This is a genomic window from Allomuricauda sp. MMSF_3307 (genome assembly GCF_030733585.1).
In the GTDB taxonomy this organism is placed as follows: domain Bacteria; phylum Bacteroidota; class Bacteroidia; order Flavobacteriales; family Flavobacteriaceae; genus Flagellimonas.
Genome location: NZ_JASHIQ010000003.1, coordinates 244153 through 266693, shown reverse-complemented (window position 1 = coordinate 266693; position 22541 = coordinate 244153). Strand labels below are relative to the sequence as shown.

The following is a 22541-nucleotide window of genomic DNA, read 5'->3' as shown; positions in this document are numbered from 1 at the left end:
TGTTATAGAAAATATCGTGCCAAAATTACTAATTAATTAAAAATAAGCTATTTAACAATTAGTACGACACGTATTTCCATGTATTAAAACTGCTGCCCGATGATGAAGTGCGTTTGCCAGCCGCTTGGTCCTACCGATCCTGGTCGGGCATCGGTATCGAAGCCGTAACCAAAATCAATCCCCAAGAGTCCGAATGCCGGCATAAAAATACGTAGCCCCACTCCGGCAGATCTTTTTAATTCAAACGGATTATAGTTGCTAAAATTGTTGAAGGCGTTACCTGCTTCCAAAAATGACAGTGCGTAAATGGATGCCGATGGCTTCAAGGTTAGCGGATAGCGAAGTTCCAAAGAGTACTTATTGTAGATGGTACCCCCTTCCTGTTCCAATCGATTGGTAATCGGGTTGGTGATATATGGGGTAAGGGATTGGTTATCGTAACCCCTTAACTGTACTACATCCCTGCCGTCCAAGGTAAAGTTTCCGAGACCATCTCCCCCTACGTAAAAACGCTCGAAGGGTACATCTCCAATATCTTGGTTATAGGCACCTAAGAAACCGAACTCGGCATTGGTTCGCAACACCAGTTTACCTACAATAGAAGTATACCAATCTCCTCTAAATTTGATTTTGTAGTACTCCAGTAGTTTAAATCTTTCTTCTTCCAACAACTCCAAGTTGTCCCGAAGCCTATTCAATTCCAATTGCTCTTCGGTATTGGCAGGTTCACCAATTTCTCGGATTCTTCGATTGACCTCGTCCACATCATCTCTTAAGGCTGCAAAATCTTTTCCGCCGAACAATGAGTAGGGCGGTGTAAACTTCGCCGTCAATTCAAAGTTGGAACCTGAGGTCGGGAAAATTCTACTGGGCCCTTGCGAACTTCTTGACAAACCGAAGGTATAGGTCAAGGCATTGGAACTTCCGTTACCAAAATTGAAAAGTCCACTGGCAAAATCGTTGAAATCGTACAATTGGTAGCTCACAGAGTGCGATAGCGTAAAGAAATCGTCAGGCCATTGTACCCGTTTTGCCAAACCGGCGGTGATTCCTGTAATGGCGAATCCCCTGGACTTGTCAATATCAAATCTACCATTAGGATTGAACTGGGTGGCAAATTGTTGTGTACGTGACAGTGAGAAATTGAACCTAACGGGTTTTTTTCCTCCCAACCAGGGTTCAGAGAAATTCAAACTGTACACACGGAATGTCCTACTGGCCTGCAGTCGCAAAGCAAAAGTTTGACCATCACCCATGGGAACCGGCTTATAGGCTTCCTTATTAAAGATATTTTTGATAGAAAAGTTATTGAAGGAAAGTCCCAAGGTTCCAATGAAACCACCGCCCCCAAAACCTCCTTGGAGCTCGATTTGACTAGATCCTGCTTCCACCAAGCTATAATTGATATCCACGGTACCTGCATTTGGGTCTGGATTTTGGATATCGGGTACAATTTGCTCGGCATCAAAGAATCCCAATTGGCCCAATTCGCGAATGGTCCTTACAATATTGGATTTGCTATATTTTTGACCGGGACGCGTCCTGATTTCCCTGTAAATCACATGGTCGTTGGTCTTATCGTTCCCCGAAACGGTCACATGATCCAAAAATGTTTCTTTACCTTCAATGATACGTATTTCAAAATCGATGGTGTCGTTCACCGCAGAAACCTCAACCGGGTTAATGGTCGAGAATAGGTATCCATTGTTTTGATAAAGGTTGGTGAGGTCCACTGCATCTGGGTCGGAATCGTCGGCAATGCGTTCCTTGAGCAAAACACCATTATAGGTATCCCCTTTTTTGATACCGAGCACTTGACTCAACTGTCTATCAGTATAAACGGAGTTCCCCACAAAGTCGATATCCCCGAAATAGTACTTATCACCTTCCTCTACTTCAATGGTAAGCTCAATGTTTTTTTCATCCAGCTTCACAAAGGTATCCGAAAGCACCCGTGCATCCCGGTAGCCACGTTCGGCGTAGGTATCGACCAAGTTATCCAAATCTTCCTCAAAGTCCGCCGCAATGTATTTGGATTTCTTCCAGAAACGGTAAAACTTCTTCTTCTTGGTGTTCTTCAGTGATTTTCTCAAGCGTTTGTTGGACAGTTTTTCGTTGCCCACAAAGTTGATTTTCCTTATTTTGACCTTATCGCCCTTGCTCACATTGATGACCATGTTCTCCACATTGGTTCCCGAGGTATCCACAGAAGTGGCGATGTTCACTTTGGCATTAAGGTATCCCTGCTTTTTATATTTATTCTGAAGGTAGTTCTTGGTGTTGGCAATTAAGCTCTCGGTGATTTTTTTCCCTTTTTTCAGGTCAGTGTCTTCGATAATATCCTCTACTTTACGCTTTTTGACGCCGTACACGGTCACGCTGTTCAAAGTGGGTCGCTCAGTAATGTTCAGTTCCAGAAAGATGCGATCATCCTCGATCTTGGTATAGTACATTTCCACATTGCTGAAGAGGTCCAAGTTCCACAACTTTTTGATCACTGCACTGATCTCATCGCCGGGCACCTTGATGGGCTGCCCTACACGAAGACCGGTATAGCTCTTTACCGTTTGCTCGTTGTAGCTCTGCAGTCCGGTAACCGTTAGCCCCCCCAGAATGTATTGCTTGCCGTTCTCGAAGTCGGTTTCTTGGGCAATACCCTGAAATGTGAATAAGAATAAGGGGATAAAAAGGGCCGAAAGTATGTAGTTTGTGATACCCTTAGTTAAGTTGTTCGCTCGTTTTTCCAAATCGTCGTTCTCTATTTTGGTAACTTAGTATGGCCTCTACCAAATGGTTTTCTCTAAAATCGGGCCAAAATACATCAATAAAATATAATTCGGCGTATGCAATCTGCCAAAGTAAAAAATTACTTATCCTACATTCGCCACTGGTGCGTATAAGTAGGTCTACATCAGGCAAAAAGTGCGCGTAAAGATGTGTATTTATTACTGTTTCATCAATATTTTCGGGGGAAATTATGTTATTTTTAACTTTGGTCGCAATCTCTTGAACCGCTGTTTTTATCTCTTCCCGTGAGCCATAGCTCAGTGCGAGGGTGAGCGTCATCCCCGAATTGTTTTCGGTTTTCTGCATTACCTCGGTGAGTTCTTTGTGCACCTTGGAGGGCAATGTTTCAATTTTCCCAATGGCACGTAATCGAATATTATGCTTGTTCAAGGTCTTGAGCTCCCTTTTAAGGGCGTTGACCAAGAGTTTCATCAAGGTATCGATTTCGGTTTTGGGACGGTTCCAGTTTTCGGTGGAAAAAGCATAAAGGGTCAAAAAAGGAATCTGGAGCTTGGCACAACTTTCCACGGTCTGGTTAACGGACTCCACGCCGTTCTCATGGCCGAACATACGGATCTTGCCCCGCTGTTTGGCCCATCTTCCATTACCATCCATAATGATGGCCACGTGCTGCGGCAGTCTTTCTTTGTCTACGTCCTCTAGTGTGTGCATCTTATTGAAAACAATCCTGGCAGGGCTTACGTCCAAAGGTATAGGTCAATGTTATACCTGTAAAAACGTACCAGTCGTCGCTCAATATATTCCCGAATCGGAATTGCTCAAAATTGGAACCTTCCGGGTTGCTTGCGTCCAAATTGTCCGTGAACGTATACCTGGCCCCAATTTCGGCACCAAGAATCAAGAATTGATTTAAACGATACTTAGCCCCAACCGTCATTGGAATTGCAAAACTACCTTCTTTTTGGTTAATATCCTGCATTTGAAGGGCATCAATATAATTAAAATCGTATCTGAAGTAGGTAATACCGGTGTACAAGTAAGGCGTGAAGGCAGGTCCGAGCTTATGGAGGTTGTATTCCACAAAGTTGATTTCCAATCCTGCGGAGAACTCCAAAATGGAATTATCCACCATATACCCTCTTTGTTGGCGAGATGGCATGTGCGATTTGGAATCGTCGGCAGTGACCTCTCCGTAGAGCACACTTGCGCGCCATGCATAGCGTTTTCCTTTGTTCCATTTAAAGATACCGCCAAAAGCTGGCCCCGAGGGCAAAATATAATTGGTCCTTCCCACATCGCCTATCATGTTGGCGCCTCCGGCAAACACCCCTATTTCGTAGGTTTGTGCACTCACCTTGATCACACAGCATAGAAAAACAGCCAAAACTATCCGCATACTATCCAAAAAGTTACTAGAGTTTAGAGTAAAGGAAGGTCAATAGATTCGTAATTAAAATTGTTCTCCTTTGTAAAACAGCATTTCGCCCCTTTTATTGTTTGCCGGACCATCAATTGCGGCGATCTTCGCCCCAAAGTAATTTGTTCCGCAAGGTTTTAAGGAAACTTTCCGATTTATACTCTATCATTTTTATGGTGAAATCCGCTTTTTTGATTCGGATTTCCTTCCCGTTAGGGATATCGGCAATTCGGGAATCCAAGGACACCAAATGGGTCTTTTCCCTTCCCGAGACCTTCAACCGAATCTGGGTATTGTCCGAAATGACCAAAGGACGGGCATTGAGATTGTGGGGCGCGATGGGCGTCAGTACCAACGACTGTGCCGTGGGAGCGATTACGGGACCACCGCAGCTCAATGAATACCCTGTGGAGCCTGTTGGCGTGGAGACGATAAGTCCATCGGACCAATAGGAGGTCAAATATTCATCGTCCAACCAAGTTTCCACCGTAATCATGGAGGTCGTATCCTTTCGGCTTACCGTGATTTCGTTCAAGGCGAAATTAAGCCCGTTGAATTCATTAAGGTCCGTGTTGAGTTCCACCTCTACCAAAGTACGCTCCTCAATGGTGTAATGCCCCGCTTCAAACTCGGTCACCAATTTGCGGACATTGGCTTTTTTAAAGGTGGACAAAAATCCCAAGCGGCCGGTATTGACCCCTACAATGGGAATACCGTAGTCCTTTATATAGGTTACCGCCCGCAGCATGGTACCATCACCGCCAAAACTCACGAACATATCGAACGAAGGGTCCAATCCTTCGGATTGCGTAAAGGTCCCCTTCACTTCCTCTTTGAGGATATTGCCCACAAGTTTGTTGAAATTCTCTTCAACATAAATGGAGGCACTGGACTTTTTCAGCTCATCCAAAAGCTCTTCTACGCACTGCTGGTCCTCAGGCTGAAAGGACTGTCCATAAATGGCTACCTTCATTACTAAACGTTAAGATATTTCTCTAGATAGTCGGAACGCTGCTTCAAATCTTCCATAAATTGATCATCGCTGTTTCCAAATACTATGGTGTAGTTGTACCGCCTAAAGGTTTGGGCCACCTCGTTCAAGCTCTGGGTGCCCACTTTTAAGGTGATTTCGACGATATCGTTTTGAGAGTCTGTGATAAACGCGCCCAACAAACGGGCGTTGTTGCCTTCTACAATTTGCGCTATCTCACTGAAAGAATAGTCCTTGATTCCTATGGAAACGACCAAAATGGCACCCGGTTCCTTAAAAAACGGGGTATCGATAAATACATCGACCACATCCTCCAAATCGTAATATCCGGAAATCAATTGATCCTCATCCAAAACAGGCAGAATATTGGCCTCATTGCGCGAAAACATTTCCAACACGTCCAACCAAGCGGTTTCCTTCGTCACAAAAAAGTGCTCTAGTTCAAACCTGAAATCGTCTATCTTCTTGTCGGGCTCAAAACAGGCCAAGTCGTTTTCCGACAGCAAACCCAAAAAGATACCGTTTTCCGCAACTCCAACATGGGAATAGGTGGTCTCCTCAAAAAAGGCAATGACATCCTTTAAGGTTTCCCCGACCTCAAAAATCGGGACTGTGTTGATTATTCTGTCTTGAATCTGCATAACCGTTGTATTAGGTGCAAAATACTAATTTAAAATGGCAAAAGGCATGCCGAATTCTTATTTTTGACCATCTAAAAGAGAACTACATGACAAAGTTGAGCGTCAACATAAATAAACTGGCTACTTTAAGGAACTCAAGGGGCGGCAATGTTCCCAATCTGATTACTTCCACCAAGGATATAGAATCGTTTGGAGCTCAGGGCATCACTGTTCATCCACGACCGGACGAACGCCATATCCGCTACCAAGATGCACGAGATTTGAAGGAGGTGGTCACTACGGAATTCAATATTGAAGGAAATCCCATTCCCAAATTTATCGATTTGGTGCTCGAAGTGAAACCCACACAAGTCACCTTAGTGCCCGATGCCGAAGACGCCATCACTTCCAATGCGGGTTGGGACACGATAAAGCACAAAGATTTTTTGGTTGATGTTATCCAAACCTTCAAATCAAATGGCATTCGGACCTCCATTTTTGTGGACCCCGACGAAAAAATGGTGGAAGCTGCCGCAGCCACCGGGACGGACAGGGTGGAACTTTACACGGAAAGCTTTGCCCACGAATTTGCCAAAGGCAACAAGGAAAACGGCATAGCACCTTTTGTAAAGGCAGCCGAAATGGCACATAAGGTAGGACTGGGACTCAATGCGGGGCACGACCTCAACTTGGACAACATTCAGTTCTTCAAACAGCATATACCAAATTTGTTAGAGGTTTCCATTGGGCATGCCTTGATCTGCGAATCCATTTATCTGGGCTTGGAAAATGTCATCAATATGTATTTGCACCGACTAAAATAAGGGAACTACCCAAACACGCATCGGTTCAAACACAAAAAAACACTACATGAGCGAACTATTACATTCAAACATACTAGGAGAGGGACAGCCATTGCTTATTCTACATGGTTTTTTGGGCATGTCCGACAATTGGAAAACCTTGGGCACCCAATATTCCGAAAATGGCTTTGAGGTACATTTGATTGACCAACGAAACCATGGAAAAAGCTTTCACTCGGACGAGTTCAATTATGATGTATTAAGTGATGATGTTGTACATTACATGGACCAACACAGCATCACATCGGCCTACGTCCTTGGCCATTCCATGGGAGGAAAAACCGCCATGCAGCTTGCCACTTCGCATCCGGATAGGGTAAAAAAACTGATTGTAGCCGATATTGCCCCAAAATTCTACCCACCACATCACGACTTCATCTTTAGCGGACTCTCCCATTTGAATTTTGACAAAATTTCCGATCGCAGGGAGGCCGATGATGAACTATCGAAACATATCAAGGAAAAGGGCATACGGCAATTCCTCCTCAAAAACCTGTATTGGGTGAAAAAAGATAGGCTTGGTTTCCGTTTCAATTTTGAAGTCCTCAAAGACCGAATGGAGGAAATCGGCGAGAACATATCAGGTAGCGCAGTATACGATGGCCCTGCCCTATTTTTGCGAGGTGATCGCTCCGAATATATCCAGCCAAACGACTTTGCCGAAATCAAAAGGCACTTTCCAAAAGCAACCATTGAAACCATTGATAAAGCGGGGCATTGGCTGCATGCAGAAAACCCCAAGCAGTTTTACGAAAAGAGTTTTACTTTTCTGAATTCCTAAAATCCACCCGTTTTTATTATGCATGCATAATTTTTTCATTCATTTAATTGTCTGAATGACAAATTTGATATAGATTTGGTTAATTCTGGTTCTTACCAAAAATTAACATAAACTAACTGTAACAGATTTTTTGATATGAAAAAGTTTTATGCCTTTCTCCCATTTCTAGGCTTATTCTTGATAGCATGTGAAGAGGACACCGTAGTGCCAGAACCGGCTGGTCCCGATCCAGTGGAATATACATCAGGAACTGCGGATTTCTCCAACTACGTAGCCATAGGAAACTCCCTCACAGCTGGATTCTCGGACAACGCCCTTTTTATTGATGGTCAAACAGCATCCTTTCCCAATATGCTGGCCTCCAATTTTGCCTTGGCAGGCGGAGGAAGTTTTGATATTCCATTTATGGCCGACAACCTAGGAGGAATGACGCTAGGCGGTAATCAAGTGGCAGGAAACAGATTGATTTTATCCTTTTTGGGAGCAAGCCCAAGCCCTGTGCCCGTTGAAGGCCAAGGCTCCACTGAAATTTCAAACAAACTATCCGGCTCATACAATAATATGGGAGTGCCAGGTGCAAAAAGCTACGAACTGCTCGCACCAGGATACGGTAGTGTATCAGGCGTAGCCATGGGAACTGCAAATCCCTACTTCGCTCGATTTTCTTCCTCTGAAACCGCCTCTGTAATCGGTGATGCGGCAGCTCAAGGAGCTACCTTTTTCACCCTTTGGGCAGGAGCTAATGACATTTTGATTTATGCCACTGGCGGAGGAACAGGTGTGGACCAAGCTGGAAACCTTGATCCAAGCACCTATTCCCGAAACGATATTACCGACCCCAACGTGTTTGCAGGAGCACTGGACGCCATGCTTCAGGCCATGACCGCTAATGGTGCGGGCGGTGCCATCGCCAATTTACCGGATGTAACCGACATTCCTTACTTTACCACAGTGCCACACAATCCAATTCCTTTGGATGAGGCAACCGCAGCCTTTTTGAACAGCGCGGAAGCTTATGGCGCATACAATGCAGGTTTGGCTCAATTGCAACAATTGAACCTGATCACACAAGAGGAACTGGAAAAAAGAACGATCACCTTTGCCGCTGGTGAAGGAAATGCTGTAGTGATTATCGACGAGGATTTGACAGACTTGACAGCATTCAATCCAGCATTGATCAATATGAGACAAGCGACCGAAGAAGATTTAATGGTGCTCACATCAAGAAGTTTTATCGGAACCTTGGCCGACCCCAACAACCCAACGTCCATCAATGGAGTAGCAGTCCCCTTGGCAGACCAATGGGTATTGACGCCAGAAGAACAAGCTACCGTAAAGACCGCCTTGAACTCGTACAACCAGACCATAGCCGGTTTGGCCGCTGCATACGATTTGGCCTTTGTGGATGCCAATGCACTTTTAAACCAACTTAGAACAGACGGCTTCCAACAAGCGGACGGAAGCGTAGTGGATGCCACTTTTGCAACGGGAGGAGGATTCTCATTGGACGGTGTGCACCCTGCACCACGCGGGTATGCCATTATCGCCAATGCGTTTATTGAAGCAATCAACACCAAGTACAATTCGAACTTGCCCGGTGTTAATCCATTGGACTACACTGGACTATATATTGACTAAACAAACATAATTTTCTTTATCTTAAAGGCACCGTAAAGCACGGTGCCTTTTTTATTGCAACAACCTAAAACAAACCTATGAAACTCATCTTACGCCTTTTATTAAATGCCTTGGCTGTAGTCATACTCAGTTATGTACTGCCCGGGGTTGGAGTGGATTCCATGTTCACCGCCATCATTGTGGCCGTGGTGCTCAGCCTCCTCAATTTTTTGGTAAAGCCCATATTGGTCATCCTCACCTTGCCCATCACCATACTTACCCTAGGGCTCTTTCTTTTGGTCATCAACGCCATTATCATTTTATTAACGGCCAATCTTATCGATGGCTTTCAGGTAGTGAGCTTCTGGTGGGCGGTCATCTTCAGCCTTTTGCTAGCCGTTTTGCAGGCAATTTTGCACTCGATTTTAAAAGAAGACCAATAGAATTCGTACAGTTTGAAAGTCAGTGGTTTAAAAACTTGGCAGCAACACAAAAAAGAGTTACTTTTGCATCCCATTTTTAGAAAGCAAATAGGTAGGAAATGAATATAACCAAAGAGCAGATTGACGATCTTAATGCAGTAGTAAAGGTTGCCATAAGCAAAGAAGACTATCAGGACAAAGTAGAAAAAATCCTAAAGGATTATAGAAAACAGGCCAACATACCTGGCTTCAGAAAAGGACAGGTTCCCATGGGTCTCATCAAAAAGCAATACGGCAAAGCTGTTTTGGTGGACGAAGTGAACAAATTGCTACAAGATAATCTGAACAAATATCTCACAGAGGAAAAATTGGATGTTTTGGGCAATCCCCTGCCCAAGCAACAGGATAATTTTGATTGGGACAAGGACAATTTGGATTTTGAATTTGAATTGGGATTGGCTCCTAGTTTCGAGGTCAATCTTAAGACCAAAAAACCAGTGGTCCAATACAAAATCGTAGCCGACAAGAAAATGATCGAGGAGCAAGTAGAGCGCATCCAAAAGCAATACGGTAAGTTGATCTCCAAAACAGAGGTGGGCAAAAACGATGAAATCACAGGCTTCTTTGCCAACGAGGAAGCGGAAATTGACCACAAGACCACTATCGAAATGGGCAAAATCAAAAGCAAAAAGGCCATTGATGCCCTCACCGGTAAAAAAGTAGGAGATACCGTAACGCTTTCCACCAAAGGACTTTTCAAGGAAGACTACCTATTATCCAGCGCATTGGGCATTGCCCGTGACAAGGCAGATGGCCTAAAAGTGGATGTTAGCTTCACCATCGAGGAAATCAACGAGAGGGAGCCAGCAGCCTTGAACCAAGAACTTTTTGATAAATTGTTCGGTGAAGGCAAAGTAACCTCAGAAAAAGAATTGAAGGACAAGATCAAAGAGGATTCCGAAAAACAATTTGAGCAACAGTCCGATCAAAAATTGTTGAACGACATTACGGAAAAACTCATCGAGGAAACCAAATTTGACCTTCCTGCGGAATTTTTGAAGAAATGGATTCAGATCAGTGGCGAAAACCCATTGACAGAGGACGAGGCCAAAGAGGAGTTTGAAAAATCCGAACAAGGACTTCGTTACCAATTGATCGAAGGGAAGATCATTCAAGAAAACGAGCTTCAGGTACAGTTTGACGAATTGAAGGAATTTGCCAAAGGATTCATCAAATCCCAAATGGCACAATATGGCCACATGGACCCGAAAGAAGAGGAATTGGAGAGCGTGGCAGCAAGGGTCATGAGCAACCAAGACGAGGTAAAACGTCTTTCGGAGCAGTTGATGAGCCAAAAGCTTTTGGACCTTTATAAGGAAAAGGCCAACCTAAAGGTGAAGGAAGTCTCTTATGACGACTTCATCAAGGAAGCATACAGCTAAGGCTTCGCTAAAAGAAAATTAAGTATCTTTACGGTGCCGGAAAGCCAGTTTTTCGGCACCTTTTTTTTAAGATAAATCGAATCAAATCCTATGGATTACGGAAAAGAATTCAAAAAATACGCTACCCAACATCATGGTATCAACAGTATGTACTATGATAAGCTCTTGAGCACCATGTATCCCATGAACATGACGCCCAACATCATCGAAGAGCGACAGTTGAACGCCGTGGCAATGGACGTTTTCTCCAGATTGATGATGGACCGCATCATTTTTATGGGCACAGGAATCAACGATCAGGTAGCAAATATTGTCCAGGCGCAGTTGCTTTTCTTGGAAAGCGCTGATGCCTCCAAGGACATTCAAATCTACATCAACTCCCCAGGTGGAAGCGTGTATGCCGGTTTGGGCATTTACGATACCATGCAGTTCATCAAACCCGACGTCGCCACCATTTGTACAGGTATTGCCGCCTCGATGGCCGCAGTGCTTTTATGTGCAGGACAGGAAGGAAAGCGAAGTGGATTGCCACATTCCAGGGTCATGATCCATCAGCCACTTTCCGGGGCACAAGGCCAAGCAAGCGATATTGAAATTGCGGCACAAGAGGTGCTTAAAATCAAAAATGAGCTTTACGAGATCATTTCCAAGCACTCAGGACAGTCGTTTGACAAAGTGTACGAAGACAGTGACCGTGATTACTGGATGAAGGCACCAGAGGCCAAGGAATATGGCATGATCGACGAAATATTGGTCAGGGAAAAGTCATAAGTAAAACCAATTGATTAAAAAACAACCACTTAAGGCAGAACAAATCCATTTTTTTTGCGTTATTGTTGGTTGAAGATTAGAATATATGGCAAAAGAAAACTTGGAATGTTCTTTTTGTGGTAGAAAAAAGCCGGAAACCAATTTATTGATTGCCGGCCTTGATGCGCATATTTGCGATAGATGCATAGAACAGGCCCATAGCATTGTAGCCGAAGAGTCCAAACAATCCAAAAACCAAGATCTCTCCTCCGAACTGGTCTTAAAAAAACCTATCGAGATACACGATTTCTTGGACACCTTTGTGATTGGACAGGAACGAACCAAAAAAGTAATGTCCGTAGCGGTGTACAACCACTACAAGAGATTGTTGCAGCCCAAGGGCAAGGAAGAGGATATCGAAATCCAAAAGAGCAACATCATTATGGTTGGGCAGACTGGTACAGGGAAGACCCTTATCGCCAAAACCATCGCCAAGATGCTGAACGTTCCCTTGGCCATTGTGGATGCGACCGTTTTGACCGAGGCCGGTTATGTGGGCGAAGATGTGGAAAGTATTCTTACCCGACTGTTGCAGGCTGCGGATTACAATTTAGAGAAGGCGGAGCGTGGTATCGTTTTCATTGACGAGATCGATAAGATTGCACGAAAGAGCGACAACCCTTCCATTACCCGGGATGTATCCGGTGAAGGGGTACAGCAAGGTCTGTTGAAGCTTTTGGAAGGCACCACGGTGAACGTACCGCCAAAAGGAGGGCGCAAGCACCCGGACCAAAAATTCATTGAAGTCAATACCGAGAATATCCTTTTCGTGGCTGGGGGTGCCTTTGATGGCATCGAGCGCATCATCACCAAACGCTTGAACATGCAAGCAGTGGGCTACAGCGCTTCCAAAGCCGAGGAAAATCTCGACCAGGAAAATATCCTGCAATACATTATCCCGAAGGACTTGAAAGAGTTTGGCCTCATCCCTGAAATCATAGGGAGGTTGCCCGTACTGACCCATATGAATCCTTTGGATGCCAAAACATTGCGCGCCATTTTAACGGAGCCCAAGAACGCCATCATCAAACAGTACGAAAAGTTGTTTGCCATGGACGATATCGAGTTTTCGATAACGGACCAAGCACTGGACTACATCGTAGAAAAGGCTGTGGAATACAAATTGGGAGCCCGAGGATTGCGCTCGCTATGCGAAGCCATCTTTACCGACGCCATGTTCACCCTGCCCAGCAGCGATGAAACAGAGTTCAAAGTGACCAAGGGATATGCCGAGAAAAAACTCTCTTACGAAACCGTGAAAAAACTAAAAGCAGTCTCCTAGACTGCTTTTTTTGTTACTTTTTCCAACAACTCCAAACAAACGTCGGAGATTATTTTTTCATCAGAATACAGATGATGCCCAAAATTAGGGATTACATTGATGTCCGCCCCAACAGCATCCATCCAATCTTCATCTGGTCTAAATTCATCGCGTTCTCCAAATATTAAATTCAAATCGGTATTGGGCTTCTGACCCTCAAACCTGATTCTAGTAGCTGAAATAGCTGTTAAGGATTTCACTGGCAAGCCTTTCAATGCGGCTTTGTAAGCAATGTTTCCTCCCATACTAAATGCCAAGTAATGCGCAGGCGTCTTTTCCTTGCGCAATAAATTTCTAACGGCAGTATCTATACCCCCATCAACAAATGCCCTGTGCACATTTTCTTCGGAAGAAATGACCACATCGATGTTGCCCAACTGTTGGCAATCGTAAAATTCAATGTTGTAATACTGTTGTAGGTAGCCAAAATAAGAAGTAATCCAGAGGCCCTTCTTAGCGCCCCACATGTCCGAAATAATAACAAGTTTTTCTGCCATGATTCTAATGGTTTTGTGTTTACAAATTGATTTGTTGGTGGGAATTTCATCAAATAACGCAGTAAATCCGCTTTTATTTGTTCAAAAGAAACCTTTCCACGATGAACGGGCCAAATTTACGAAAACGTTTTCGTAAACTATGGACGATTGTCATTTTTCTTGGATGAATGACCTATTGCACGTTCATTCGAAGCAACTCTTCGATACAACCACGCTCATTGGAAAGTCTGGGTATTTTGTGTTGCCCACCCAGTTTGTTGTGCGATTTAAGCCAGTGATGGAAAAGGTTTTCACGTGCCACATGCACCGTGGGCATCTTTAGGGTGATGTTGTTGTAACGTTTGGCCTCGTAGTCGGAGTTTAGGGCCTTGAGTGCATTGTCCAGCATTTCGGTAAAATACCCCATGTCGGCAGGTGGTTTTCTGAACTCGATGATCCATTCATGGGCGCCTTTTTCCTTATCTGTCATAAAAATGGGTGCTGCGGTGTAATCCATAATTTCCGCTTCGGTTTTAAGACACACCTGCTTTAAGGCTTCCTCTGCATTTTCAATGATCAGTTCTTCACCAAATACGTTGATATGGTGCTTGGTCCGGCCCGTTATTTTGATACGATACGGATTTTTGGAAGTGAATCGAATGGTGTCGCCAATTTTATAACGCCACAATCCGGCGTTGGTGGTAATCACCATGGCATAATTGACCCCCAGCTCTACCTCCCACAATGGAATGGCCTGGTCTCCTTCGCCTGTGGGGCCCATGGGGATGAATTCATAAAAAATACCATAGTCCAACATCAACAATAATTCATCGGAATTGTTCTGGTCCTGAATCCCGAAAAACCCTTCTGAGGCATTGTAAGTCTCATAAAAGTTGAACCTTTTGCGGGGCAACAACTTTTTGTACTGGTTTTTGTAGGGCGTAAAACTCACCCCTCCATGAAAGTATACTTCCAAGTTTTCCCAAACTTCAAAAAGATGGTTTTTCCCTGTTTTTTCAAGTACTTGATTCAAAAGCACCAGCATCCAAGAAGGCACTCCTGCCAAACTGGTAACGTTCTCCCGTATGCTTTCCTCTATGATCGCCTCCAATTTGGTTTCCCATTCGGTCATCAACGAGACCTTGTTGCTGGGAGTACTGCTGTATTCGGCCCAAAGGGGCATATTATCGATTAAGATCGCTGAAAGGTCTCCAAAGAAAGTCCCATTATCCTCGTACAGTTCCTTGCTCCCGCCCAGACGTAGACTTTTGCCGGTAAACAATTGAGAGTTTTCATTATTGTTCAGATACAGGCAAAGTAAATCTTTGCTGGATTTATAATGACAGTCCTCCAACGCTTCTGTACTTACCGGGATAAACTTGCTCTTGGCATTGGTGGTACCACTACTCTTCGCAAACCATTTAATAGAGGTGGGCCAAAATAGGTTCTGCTCTCCCCTACGCGTGCGTTCGATGAGCGGAGCGATGTCCTCATAGGTTACGATAGGCACCCTGTTCCTAAACTCTTCGTACTTGGGCAGGTCTTGGTAACCATATTGCTTACCGATCATGGTGTCTTTGGAAAAGTCCAACAATTGACGCAGTACCTCATCCTGAACATCCAACGGATACTTTAAAAAAAGCTCTATTTGGTGGTAGCGCTTCCGTAATAGCCAAGAAGCAATGGAATTGAATAATGGTATTGGCATTTTAGGTATCTTTAACCAAAGAAACAAGGTTGGTGCAACTGCTAAAATAGCTTTTCTAACATAGATTTTCAAATAAGATAAACACATTCACTTTACTATGCTATACGAGGGAGTCTTGCGAAAGATGCGAACGGAAATGGGAAGCCCGATCCAATATTTTTTGATCTTTGAGAACGACTTTATCAACATGAACCAAGCGCTCGATAGGGAGCTGCAGATCGATTTCATCAAATTCCAATGTTTGAACTGTGGGGAGGACAGGCCCATCTACCGGCAAGGTTTCTGTAAGTCTTGCTTTTTTGAAACGCCCCGAGCCGGGGATTGGATCATGAAGCCCGAACTGAGCAAGGCCCACTTGGGCGAAGAAGACCGTGATTTGGAGTACGAGAAAAAAATGCAGCTTCAACCGCACATCGTGTATTTGGCCAACTCGAGTAGCATTAAGGTGGGGGTGACCCGTAAATCACAGGTACCCACCCGATGGATCGACCAAGGGGCCCACGAAGCCATAGAGATTGTGGAGGTTCCCAATCGATATTTGGCCGGGATTACCGAGGTGGCGCTCAAAGACCATGTGAGCGACAAGACGAGCTGGAGAAAGATGTTGCAAAACGATATTGAGGATGTAGACCTCGTGGAATGGCGGAACAAACTCAAGTCCAGTATACCGGACGAAGCCATGGATTATTTCTTAAATGACAGGGAAGAAACCCATATGGAATTTCCTGTACTAAAATATCCCGAAAAGGTGAATAGCCTCAATTTGGACAAAACCCCAAGTTACAAAGGCGTGCTCAAAGGCATTAAAGGACAGTACCTTATTTTTGAGGACAACACCGTCTTTAATGTGCGCGGAAGTGAAGGATACTACGTGGGGATAGATTTTAAATAAAACTGGATCATAACCAGAGAAAATGAGCCAAAAAATCAAACTAACCGAAGCGATTTCCATTGGAATAGGTGGTATGGTGGGTGGTGGAATTTTTGCGGTTTTGGGTTTGGCTGTGGATTTGTCCAAAGGCGGCACCCCCTTGGCCTTTCTCTTCGCTGGGATTTTGGCCCTAATCACATCTTATAGTTATGTGCAGCTTTCCAAAAAATATGCGGACAGGGGCGGAACGGTAAAGTTTATCACCCAAGGTTTTGGGAAGACGATATTCAGTGGGGGCATTAACAACCTTTTATGGGTAAGCTATATCATTATGCTCTCGCTTTATGCATCGGCATTTGGATCTTATGCGCCAAATCTGCTCCCCATCACGGGAGGCGAACTGGATTTCCACCTTTACGCCAGTGGTATCATCCTATTGGCGGCCATTATCAATTATTACAGCATTAAGGTTGTTGGCATGATAGAATCTTACGCAGTTATCATTAAACTGGTGATTCTTATAGCCTTCATCGGCATTGGACTGTACGGTCTGATGGGAAACCCCAATCTGGACCAATTGTCACCGGAGAATTGGGAGGCACCGCTGCAATTGCTTACCGGAGGTATGGTTATATTTGTGGCCTATGAAGGTTTTGAATTGATTGCCAACTCTGCCCCCGACATTGAAAACCCGGATAAAAATATTCCACGAGCTTATTATATCGCAATTATTTTTGTGGTATTACTCTATATCATTATTGCAGTGGTCACAGTAGGTTCGCTGCCTTTTGATCAAATCAAAACGGCCGAGGACTATGTTTTGGCAGAAGCTGCCAAGCCTATGCTGGGGCAGACCGGATTCACTATCATTACCATTGCCGCCATGATTTCCACCTTCTCTGCAATCAACGCCTCAATCTATGGAGGAAGTCGGGTGAGTTATGAAATTGCCGAGGAAGATGAGCTCCCACATCAATTCACCTACCAACTTTGGAACCAACCCATTGGATTATTGATTACCGCAGGTCTTACCTTGTTGCTCACAAACACCTTAGAATTGGAAAGCATTTCTACTGCGGGGAGCGTTGGTTTTCTTTTGGTATTTGCTATGGTAAACTATGTGGGCTTTAAGCTATCAAAACATACCGCAAGCCGGAAGGGCATCCCATTGACCGGGTTCATCTTATGTCTTATTGCGATGGTTGTCCTGCTTCAACAGCAATTTGAAAGCAACAAAATGGGGGTCATCGTCGCTCTCTCTATCATTGGTGGCTGCTTTTTGATTGAGTATTTCTATAAAATGAACGAGGAATAAAATTTGTTCCAAAACGTATATTTCTGCCAAAACTCGACAAAAAAGCTTATTTTCAGTACTTTATCCATTACCACCAAACCAAAAACCAGCTTAAATGAAAAAATTCCCAAATGCATTTGTCATTCTATTGGGTGTAATACTTTTAAGTTGGGTATTTACCTATTTGATTCCCCAAGGAAGTTATGAGAGAATTGTCGACGCTGAAACTGGGATGATTCGGGTAGTAAGCGACTCCTACACGCAAATCGACTCCAGTAGCCCTTCCTTTCTTGATTTTCTGGTCTCCATTCCCAAAGGTATTGCCGAAAGAGCTGAACTCATCGTTCTTATCCTGTTGATAGGTGGCTGTTTTTACCTCATTGAAAAAACGGAAACCTTTAACCATAGTTTGGTAAAACTGGTTTCTTCCTTAAAAGGAAGGGAGGATTTGGCACTTTTGACCGTAGCCATCCTATTCATCACTGGTGGTGTCACTATTGGGCTACAGGAGGAAGTCGTTGCTATGACCCCTATACTTTTATTGTTCGGCAAAAGTTTGGGGTACAATTCATTCACCATGATATTTGCCAGTTACGGCTCATCCGTGGTGGGCAGTTCATTTAGCCCATCCAATCCTTTTGGGGTTCTTTTGGCACAAAAAGAAGCTGCTTTGCCCCTACTTTCGGGCAGTTCCTTTAGACTGGTCGTACTTTTAGGTGCATCCTTGGTTTGGATTCTATATCTTCTTTATTATGCCAAAAAACATAGGATCAAAAAAATACAAATGCCAACCCAGAACAAAACCATGGGTGGTCGTAATAAAGCAATACTGCTGTTATTGGGTCTTACGTTTTCGATTGTAATTATTGGCATAGTTCAGTTTGATTGGGGGTTTAGTGAGGTGTCCGCCTGTTTTTTTGCCCTTGGCATCCTCTCCGGCCTCATTGCAAAAATGGGATGGAACAAAACGGGTGAAACCTATATTGAAGGAATGAAAGAAATGGTATTTGCCTGCATCATACTTGGTTTGGCCAACAGTATTTCAATTTTATTGACGCAAGGAATGATCATGGATACTATTGTTAAAGTCCTATTTGGTCCCTTGCAGGGTTTCTCTCCCGCTGTCTCGGGAGTACTAATGATGATTTCACATGTCCTTTTGCATTTTCCAGTGCCCAGCTATTCTGGGCAGGCCATTTTGACCTTGCCCATATTGGTCCCGCTATCCGACTTGGTCGGGCTTTCCAGACAGATATGTGTTTTGGCCTTTCAATATGGCGCTATAATGGGCGATATGATCGTTCCTACCAATGGAGCACTGATGGCCGTAATCGCAATAGCAAAAATACCCTATAATACATGGTTCAAATTTGCCATAAAACCCACGCTGTTAGTACTCCTCATCGGTGCCATTGCCATTGTTGCTGCCGTTTTTTTAGGATATCACTAATAACCATCATTTTTGTAGATTAGACACTGTTTTTTACCAGATCATGCTCAAAGTCTTTAGAAGAATACGAAAGAAATCCATTGCGGATAAAAAGGTCAGCAACTACTTGCTGTATGCCATTGGTGAAATCGTGTTGGTCGTCATCGGAATTTTGATCGCACTCGCCATCGACAATGCCAATGAACAAAGCATCAAACGGGAAAAGGAGCAAATTTACCTCATGGGACTCCGAGATGAGTTCGAGACCAGTCAGACCAAATTAAGAGAACTCATATCCTTCAACAGGCAAAGCTATGAGGATTCTAAGAAAATCTTGGTCTATATGGTCGACCCGGAGAACCTCCCCAATGAGCAGGAGCTCGCCAATTTGCTCTACAATGCCTTGGCCTTCGATATTTCGTTCAACCCCAACAATTCCCTTTTGATGGAAATGATCAATTCGGGAAGTTTAAAGGATATTGCCAATCCGCGCCTGCGCATCCTCTTGACCAATTGGATTTCCAACATCGAGGACATATCCAAACAAGAAATGATGCTGGCCAATGAACGGGACAAGATACTCGATATGTTCCGAAGCGAAGAAAACAGCATCAAAACGCTGTATGACCTCACTGGGGTCTCCGATGAATTGGGGATTCCCCCAAGTTCGGACCGGACAAGCAACCGGAACCTGCTAATGTCAAAAGAATTTGAGAACAATATGCTCATGTTCATCCTCACCAGTATCAAAACGGAAACTGTGCATTACAATCCTTTGATGCAAAGTATAGATGAGATTTTGAAAACCATTGATAGCGAAATCAACCCATAAAAAAGCTGGCTAAAAATCGGCAATGTCTGAATTTTGTCAGGTTGAGCGTCAGCCTGTGGCAGAGAGGCAGGCGAAACCCATTGATTACCCGTATATGCTAAGTTCTCGACTGCGCTCGAACTGACATTTAATCCGCTTTTAGATGGCCTACTTGCTTTAATTAACCGTATCCTTTTTCTTTTTCTTGAGGAGTCCGCCCAAAATGGATTTGGCAGCATCCTTTACCTCATCACCCTGTTTGGCTTTTGTAGAATCCGTTGTGGTGGTGTCCTTTTTTCCGCCTAAAATATTGCCGATGACATCCTTTACCCCATCGTTTTTAGTGTTGGTGGTATCGGATTCGTCCTTTTTAAAGACATCGGACAATAGGTCTTTGGCTTTTTCCTTACCCTGACCTATCAATTTCTGCTTTTGCATCTCCACCAATTTGGTAGTCAAGGTTTTTACACTGGATGACAGGTCGGTGCTCACGGATGGATTGGTGAAGTTCCCTCCAATGTTAGCCGTTACGGGAACGGTGACCTCTCCCAAACTCTGGTCGTTCAATTGTGCGATGAGCTTATTTACCTCCGAGCCCAAATATTTGGCGGGCACGTTCAGGGTTGCGGCGTAATCCATTTGCTTGTCAAAGGAGTGGCTACCGTTCACATCAATGGCGATGTCTTTATACGTAAGGGTGAAAGGCTTCACTTTAACCATTCCATTATCAAAGGTCAATGCCGTTTTTAGTCCATCTAAATTGATTTCCTTGGTGTCCAAAAAGTTGAGTTTACTGTCCAATGCCGAAACCAAGGGTGCCTTTTCGGCATCCAATTTTGGGGAAAGCAGTTCTGCCAGCAAATTACCTGATATGGTGGCCAAGTTTGGCGTAAAGTCATCCTTCAAGTTCCCCGAAATCTTAATATCCGAGTTCAATTTACCCTGAATTGCCGTGGCCAAAGGAGTCAAGGTTTTCAATAATTCCAACCCTGCAAAGGACTCCCCAATGTTAAAGTTGTTCATGCCCAGGTTCATATCAAAGGTAGCGGTTTCTTGTTTGGTGGAAACGGATCCTGAAAGCCCCAAGGTACCCCCGAACAAATCGGAAGTCAAGTTTTTTACCGTTGCCGTCTCATCCTTGATGATCAAGGTTCCTTTGACGTTCTTCAGATTCAGGTTATCATAAACTACGGTGTTCGCAGCGGCATCGATGGTACAATCCAAAAACGACGGTATTTTGATGCGCTCCTCCCCTGTTGTGGTTGAACCCGTCTCCTTTTCCCCGTTTTCAGGTTCCGTATTATCCGCGGTTTCCTCCATCATAAAATCGTTCAAGGCAAACCTATTGGAGTTCAAGGTAAAGTTTCCTTCCACATTCTCATCGTTGAACATAAAGCCCAACAAATTGGTCAATGTTCCCTTGGCCTCAAAATCAGTGCTGCCCGTTTTACCTGTAAAGGAATCCAAGGAGACCTTGTCCGGATTAAAGGACACGGCCGCAGTGTTAATGGTCACAGGATTTTTAAGTTCCTCTGACGCATATTCAAATCCGGAAAGGGACGCCTTTCCCGTTGTTCTGGTATTCTGGTATTGCTTGTTCTCCAAAGAGGCCATATCGAAGGCCGTGGTAATGTCCGCATTCAGAATGCCCTTTAAATTGAAATCTTCGGGTACGGGATAGGCCTGCGAAATATTGGCCAAATTGATTCTTCCGTCCATGTGGGCGTTCACTTTGGTATTGCCCAACAACTCGCGGATATTGGCGTTCAAATTGAATTTGTCCTCGTCTATCAGGAAAGACAGACGGTTAATATCCACATAGGTATCTTCCGTGATTCCTGTTTCGTTATTGATCTCCGTATCGATGTACACATTGCGAACCGATTTGGGCAAATCGGGATATTTGAAGGATGCATTCTCCGAATTGATGGCAATTTTGAAGGTCGGGATATGCGCATCGTCCACTACCCCTTTAAATTGGCCGTTCACCTCAAAATTACCTGTCGTCTGCACGGTTTCGATGTTCGCCGCATACGCCTCAGGAATCACCGCCAAAAAGTTCTTAAAGTCGGAAGAAGGTGTTTCAAAAGTAATGTCCACCTCCTGATTGTCTTCGTTGACCTTTACAAAGCCCTCGAATACCAAGGGCAACTGGTTTACCAAGGCCTTGTTCTCCAAAAAAGTATACTTGTTTTCGGTGAGATCGATACCGATCAAGGCATCCAAATTGATTTTGTTCCTGTTCAAGTATTGGGTACTGTCCATTTCAAAGGACACTAAAGCATCAGTAAGAGTTTTGAGCTCCGATTGCTCCAAAGAGAGGTCCCCCGTTCCCGAGTGGTTCATCTCCAAGATTTCCAATCGGATCCCGCTGGCCATGTCCCAGTAGACGATTTCTGCATTGGAAATGGCGTAGGAGTTCAGGTTCAACGTAAAATTGTCACCGGATGCTTCTGTGGTAGCCGTGGTGGACCCTCCGCTTTCCTTGGCAATATCATAATTGGCATTGCCTTCCTTATCTGCTTTGATGAGCAATTTTGCGCCATCGATGTTCAGTGTTTTGATCTCAATAGGCTCTTCCGCAGATTTGAACAGCTCCTTGATGGACATGGAAAGTGCTATTTCCGATGAGGCAAACAAGGTATCGCCCTCAAACGGAGCCTTGTTGACCAATGATAAATTGGTGAGCTTTACATTCGCGTCCGGAAAGCTTCGGAGCAAACTCAGATCAGCATCCTCAAAGTCAAAAGTGGCGTTGATGCTATTGTTGACTTTTGTTTTGATGATTTCCTCAATTTTGCCTTGAAGAAACAGGGGAACGGCGATAATAATCGCTAGTAGCACAAGTAGGGTTATGGAGGTAATCTTTAGGACTTTTTTCTTCATACTTCGGTGTTTTACAACAAATTAAAGGAGAAGT

Annotated in this window: 19 protein-coding genes; 11 read left to right on the top strand and 8 right to left on the bottom strand. The window is 44.2% G+C overall.

The window, feature by feature from the left end; translation table 11 throughout:
- Window positions 1–83: 83 nt before the first annotated feature.
- The 5 genes from bamA to RBB12_RS09490 all read right to left on the bottom strand — a co-directional run bounded on the left by bamA (window position 84) and on the right by RBB12_RS09490 (window position 5797).
- Window positions 84–2747, bottom strand: coding sequence for an outer membrane protein assembly factor BamA (bamA, locus tag RBB12_RS09510; RefSeq protein ID WP_306013644.1), 2664 nt, complete (start codon window positions 2745–2747; stop codon window positions 84–86).
- Window positions 2719–3459: an isoprenyl transferase gene (locus RBB12_RS09505; protein WP_179385286.1), complete on the bottom strand. Its 741-nt coding sequence runs from the start codon at window positions 3457–3459 to the stop codon at window positions 2719–2721. Before RBB12_RS09505 ends, bamA begins: the two co-directional genes overlap by 29 nt.
- 1 nt (window position 3460) lies before the next feature.
- Complete coding sequence (locus RBB12_RS09500) at window positions 3461–4144, bottom strand: DUF6089 family protein (RefSeq protein WP_293283284.1); 684 nt, start codon at window positions 4142–4144, stop codon at window positions 3461–3463.
- Between the two features lie 112 nt (window positions 4145–4256).
- The gene (locus RBB12_RS09495) at window positions 4257–5138 is read right to left on the bottom strand and encodes an NAD kinase (RefSeq protein ID WP_179385288.1); all 882 of its coding nucleotides are present in this window, start codon (window positions 5136–5138) and stop codon (window positions 4257–4259) included.
- A gap of 2 nt (window positions 5139–5140) precedes the next feature.
- The gene (locus RBB12_RS09490; protein ID WP_306013646.1) at window positions 5141–5797 is read right to left on the bottom strand and encodes a CBS domain-containing protein; all 657 of its coding nucleotides are present in this window, start codon (window positions 5795–5797) and stop codon (window positions 5141–5143) included.
- A gap of 86 nt (window positions 5798–5883) precedes the next feature.
- Here RBB12_RS09490 and RBB12_RS09485 point away from each other — a divergent pair, with 86 nt between their 5' ends.
- The 7 genes from RBB12_RS09485 (at window position 5884) to clpX (ending at window position 12993) form a co-directional block, all read left to right on the top strand.
- Window positions 5884–6600, top strand: a complete 717-nt coding sequence (locus RBB12_RS09485) for a pyridoxine 5'-phosphate synthase (RefSeq protein WP_306013647.1) — start codon at window positions 5884–5886, stop codon at window positions 6598–6600.
- 46 nt (window positions 6601–6646) lie between these two features.
- Window positions 6647–7420 carry an alpha/beta fold hydrolase gene (locus RBB12_RS09480; protein WP_306013648.1) on the top strand — a complete coding sequence of 258 codons (774 nt, stop codon included), beginning with the start codon at window positions 6647–6649 and terminating at the stop codon, window positions 7418–7420.
- Window positions 7421–7555: 135 nt separating this feature from the next.
- On the top strand, window positions 7556–9058 hold the full coding sequence (locus RBB12_RS09475) for a G-D-S-L family lipolytic protein (RefSeq protein WP_306013649.1): 1503 nt from the start codon (window positions 7556–7558) through the stop codon (window positions 9056–9058).
- 77 nt (window positions 9059–9135) lie between these two features.
- Window positions 9136–9480, top strand: coding sequence for a phage holin family protein (locus RBB12_RS09470; RefSeq protein ID WP_179385293.1), 345 nt, complete (start codon window positions 9136–9138; stop codon window positions 9478–9480).
- Between the two features lie 98 nt (window positions 9481–9578).
- Window positions 9579–10901, top strand: a complete 1323-nt coding sequence (gene tig / locus RBB12_RS09465; protein WP_293283272.1) for a trigger factor — start codon at window positions 9579–9581, stop codon at window positions 10899–10901.
- A gap of 90 nt (window positions 10902–10991) precedes the next feature.
- Window positions 10992–11672 (top strand): ATP-dependent Clp endopeptidase proteolytic subunit ClpP, encoded by a 681-nt coding sequence (gene clpP, locus RBB12_RS09460; RefSeq protein ID WP_179385295.1) that lies wholly within the window; start codon window positions 10992–10994, stop codon window positions 11670–11672.
- Between the two features lie 85 nt (window positions 11673–11757).
- On the top strand, window positions 11758–12993 hold the full coding sequence (clpX, locus tag RBB12_RS09455; RefSeq protein WP_179385296.1) for an ATP-dependent Clp protease ATP-binding subunit ClpX: 1236 nt from the start codon (window positions 11758–11760) through the stop codon (window positions 12991–12993).
- Here the strand turns inward: clpX and RBB12_RS09450 are convergent.
- Complete coding sequence (locus tag RBB12_RS09450; protein ID WP_293283269.1) at window positions 12990–13529, bottom strand: hypothetical protein; 540 nt, start codon at window positions 13527–13529, stop codon at window positions 12990–12992. The genes clpX and RBB12_RS09450 overlap by 4 nt on opposite strands.
- Window positions 13530–13701: 172 nt before the next feature.
- Window positions 13702–15216 (bottom strand): GH3 auxin-responsive promoter family protein, encoded by a 1515-nt coding sequence (locus RBB12_RS09445; RefSeq protein ID WP_293283267.1) that lies wholly within the window; start codon window positions 15214–15216, stop codon window positions 13702–13704.
- A gap of 97 nt (window positions 15217–15313) precedes the next feature.
- On the opposite strand from RBB12_RS09445, the gene RBB12_RS09440 reads away from it, so the two are divergent.
- The 4 genes from RBB12_RS09440 (at window position 15314) to RBB12_RS09425 (ending at window position 19642) form a co-directional block, all read left to right on the top strand.
- Entirely contained in the window at window positions 15314–16108 is a 795-nt protein-coding gene (locus RBB12_RS09440; protein ID WP_306013650.1) for a DUF2797 domain-containing protein, read from the top strand.
- A gap of 22 nt (window positions 16109–16130) precedes the next feature.
- Entirely contained in the window at window positions 16131–17402 is a 1272-nt protein-coding gene (locus RBB12_RS09435; protein ID WP_306013652.1) for an APC family permease, read from the top strand.
- Between the two features lie 94 nt (window positions 17403–17496).
- Window positions 17497–18831, top strand: a complete 1335-nt coding sequence (locus RBB12_RS09430; protein ID WP_306013654.1) for a YfcC family protein — start codon at window positions 17497–17499, stop codon at window positions 18829–18831.
- Between the two features lie 43 nt (window positions 18832–18874).
- Window positions 18875–19642 (top strand): DUF6090 family protein, encoded by a 768-nt coding sequence (locus tag RBB12_RS09425; RefSeq protein WP_306013656.1) that lies wholly within the window; start codon window positions 18875–18877, stop codon window positions 19640–19642.
- Window positions 19643–19798: 156 nt separating this feature from the next.
- Here RBB12_RS09425 and RBB12_RS09420 read toward each other — a convergent pair whose 3' ends face one another.
- Window positions 19799–22507: an AsmA-like C-terminal region-containing protein gene (locus RBB12_RS09420; RefSeq protein ID WP_306013658.1), complete on the bottom strand. Its 2709-nt coding sequence runs from the start codon at window positions 22505–22507 to the stop codon at window positions 19799–19801.
- Window positions 22508–22541: the final 34 nt, after the last annotated feature.

Bases quoted from the DNA above. Each gene is read 5' to 3' on its own strand.
- RBB12_RS09430 (WP_306013654.1), top strand. From the start codon at position 17,497: ATGAAAAAATTCCCAAATGCATTTGTCATTCTATTGGGTGTAATACTT.
- RBB12_RS09440 (WP_306013650.1), top strand. From the start codon at position 15,314: ATGCTATACGAGGGAGTCTTGCGAAAGATGCGAACGGAAATGGGAAGC.
- RBB12_RS09475 (WP_306013649.1), top strand. From the start codon at position 7,556: ATGAAAAAGTTTTATGCCTTTCTCCCATTTCTAGGCTTATTCTTGATA.
- RBB12_RS09485 (WP_306013647.1), top strand. From the start codon at position 5,884: ATGACAAAGTTGAGCGTCAACATAAATAAACTGGCTACTTTAAGGAAC.
- RBB12_RS09490 (WP_306013646.1), bottom strand. From the start codon at position 5,797: ATGCAGATTCAAGACAGAATAATCAACACAGTCCCGATTTTTGAGGTC.
- RBB12_RS09450 (WP_293283269.1), bottom strand. From the start codon at position 13,529: ATGGCAGAAAAACTTGTTATTATTTCGGACATGTGGGGCGCTAAGAAG.
- RBB12_RS09480 (WP_306013648.1), top strand. From the start codon at position 6,647: ATGAGCGAACTATTACATTCAAACATACTAGGAGAGGGACAGCCATTG.
- clpX (WP_179385296.1), top strand. From the start codon at position 11,758: ATGGCAAAAGAAAACTTGGAATGTTCTTTTTGTGGTAGAAAAAAGCCG.
- RBB12_RS09495 (WP_179385288.1), bottom strand. From the start codon at position 5,138: ATGAAGGTAGCCATTTATGGACAGTCCTTTCAGCCTGAGGACCAGCAG.
- RBB12_RS09425 (WP_306013656.1), top strand. From the start codon at position 18,875: ATGCTCAAAGTCTTTAGAAGAATACGAAAGAAATCCATTGCGGATAAA.
- RBB12_RS09435 (WP_306013652.1), top strand. From the start codon at position 16,131: ATGAGCCAAAAAATCAAACTAACCGAAGCGATTTCCATTGGAATAGGT.
- tig (WP_293283272.1), top strand. From the start codon at position 9,579: ATGAATATAACCAAAGAGCAGATTGACGATCTTAATGCAGTAGTAAAG.
- clpP (WP_179385295.1), top strand. From the start codon at position 10,992: ATGGATTACGGAAAAGAATTCAAAAAATACGCTACCCAACATCATGGT.
- RBB12_RS09420 (WP_306013658.1), bottom strand. From the start codon at position 22,507: ATGAAGAAAAAAGTCCTAAAGATTACCTCCATAACCCTACTTGTGCTA.
- RBB12_RS09470 (WP_179385293.1), top strand. From the start codon at position 9,136: ATGAAACTCATCTTACGCCTTTTATTAAATGCCTTGGCTGTAGTCATA.
- RBB12_RS09505 (WP_179385286.1), bottom strand. From the start codon at position 3,459: ATGCACACACTAGAGGACGTAGACAAAGAAAGACTGCCGCAGCACGTG.
- RBB12_RS09500 (WP_293283284.1), bottom strand. From the start codon at position 4,144: ATGCGGATAGTTTTGGCTGTTTTTCTATGCTGTGTGATCAAGGTGAGT.
- RBB12_RS09445 (WP_293283267.1), bottom strand. From the start codon at position 15,216: ATGCCAATACCATTATTCAATTCCATTGCTTCTTGGCTATTACGGAAG.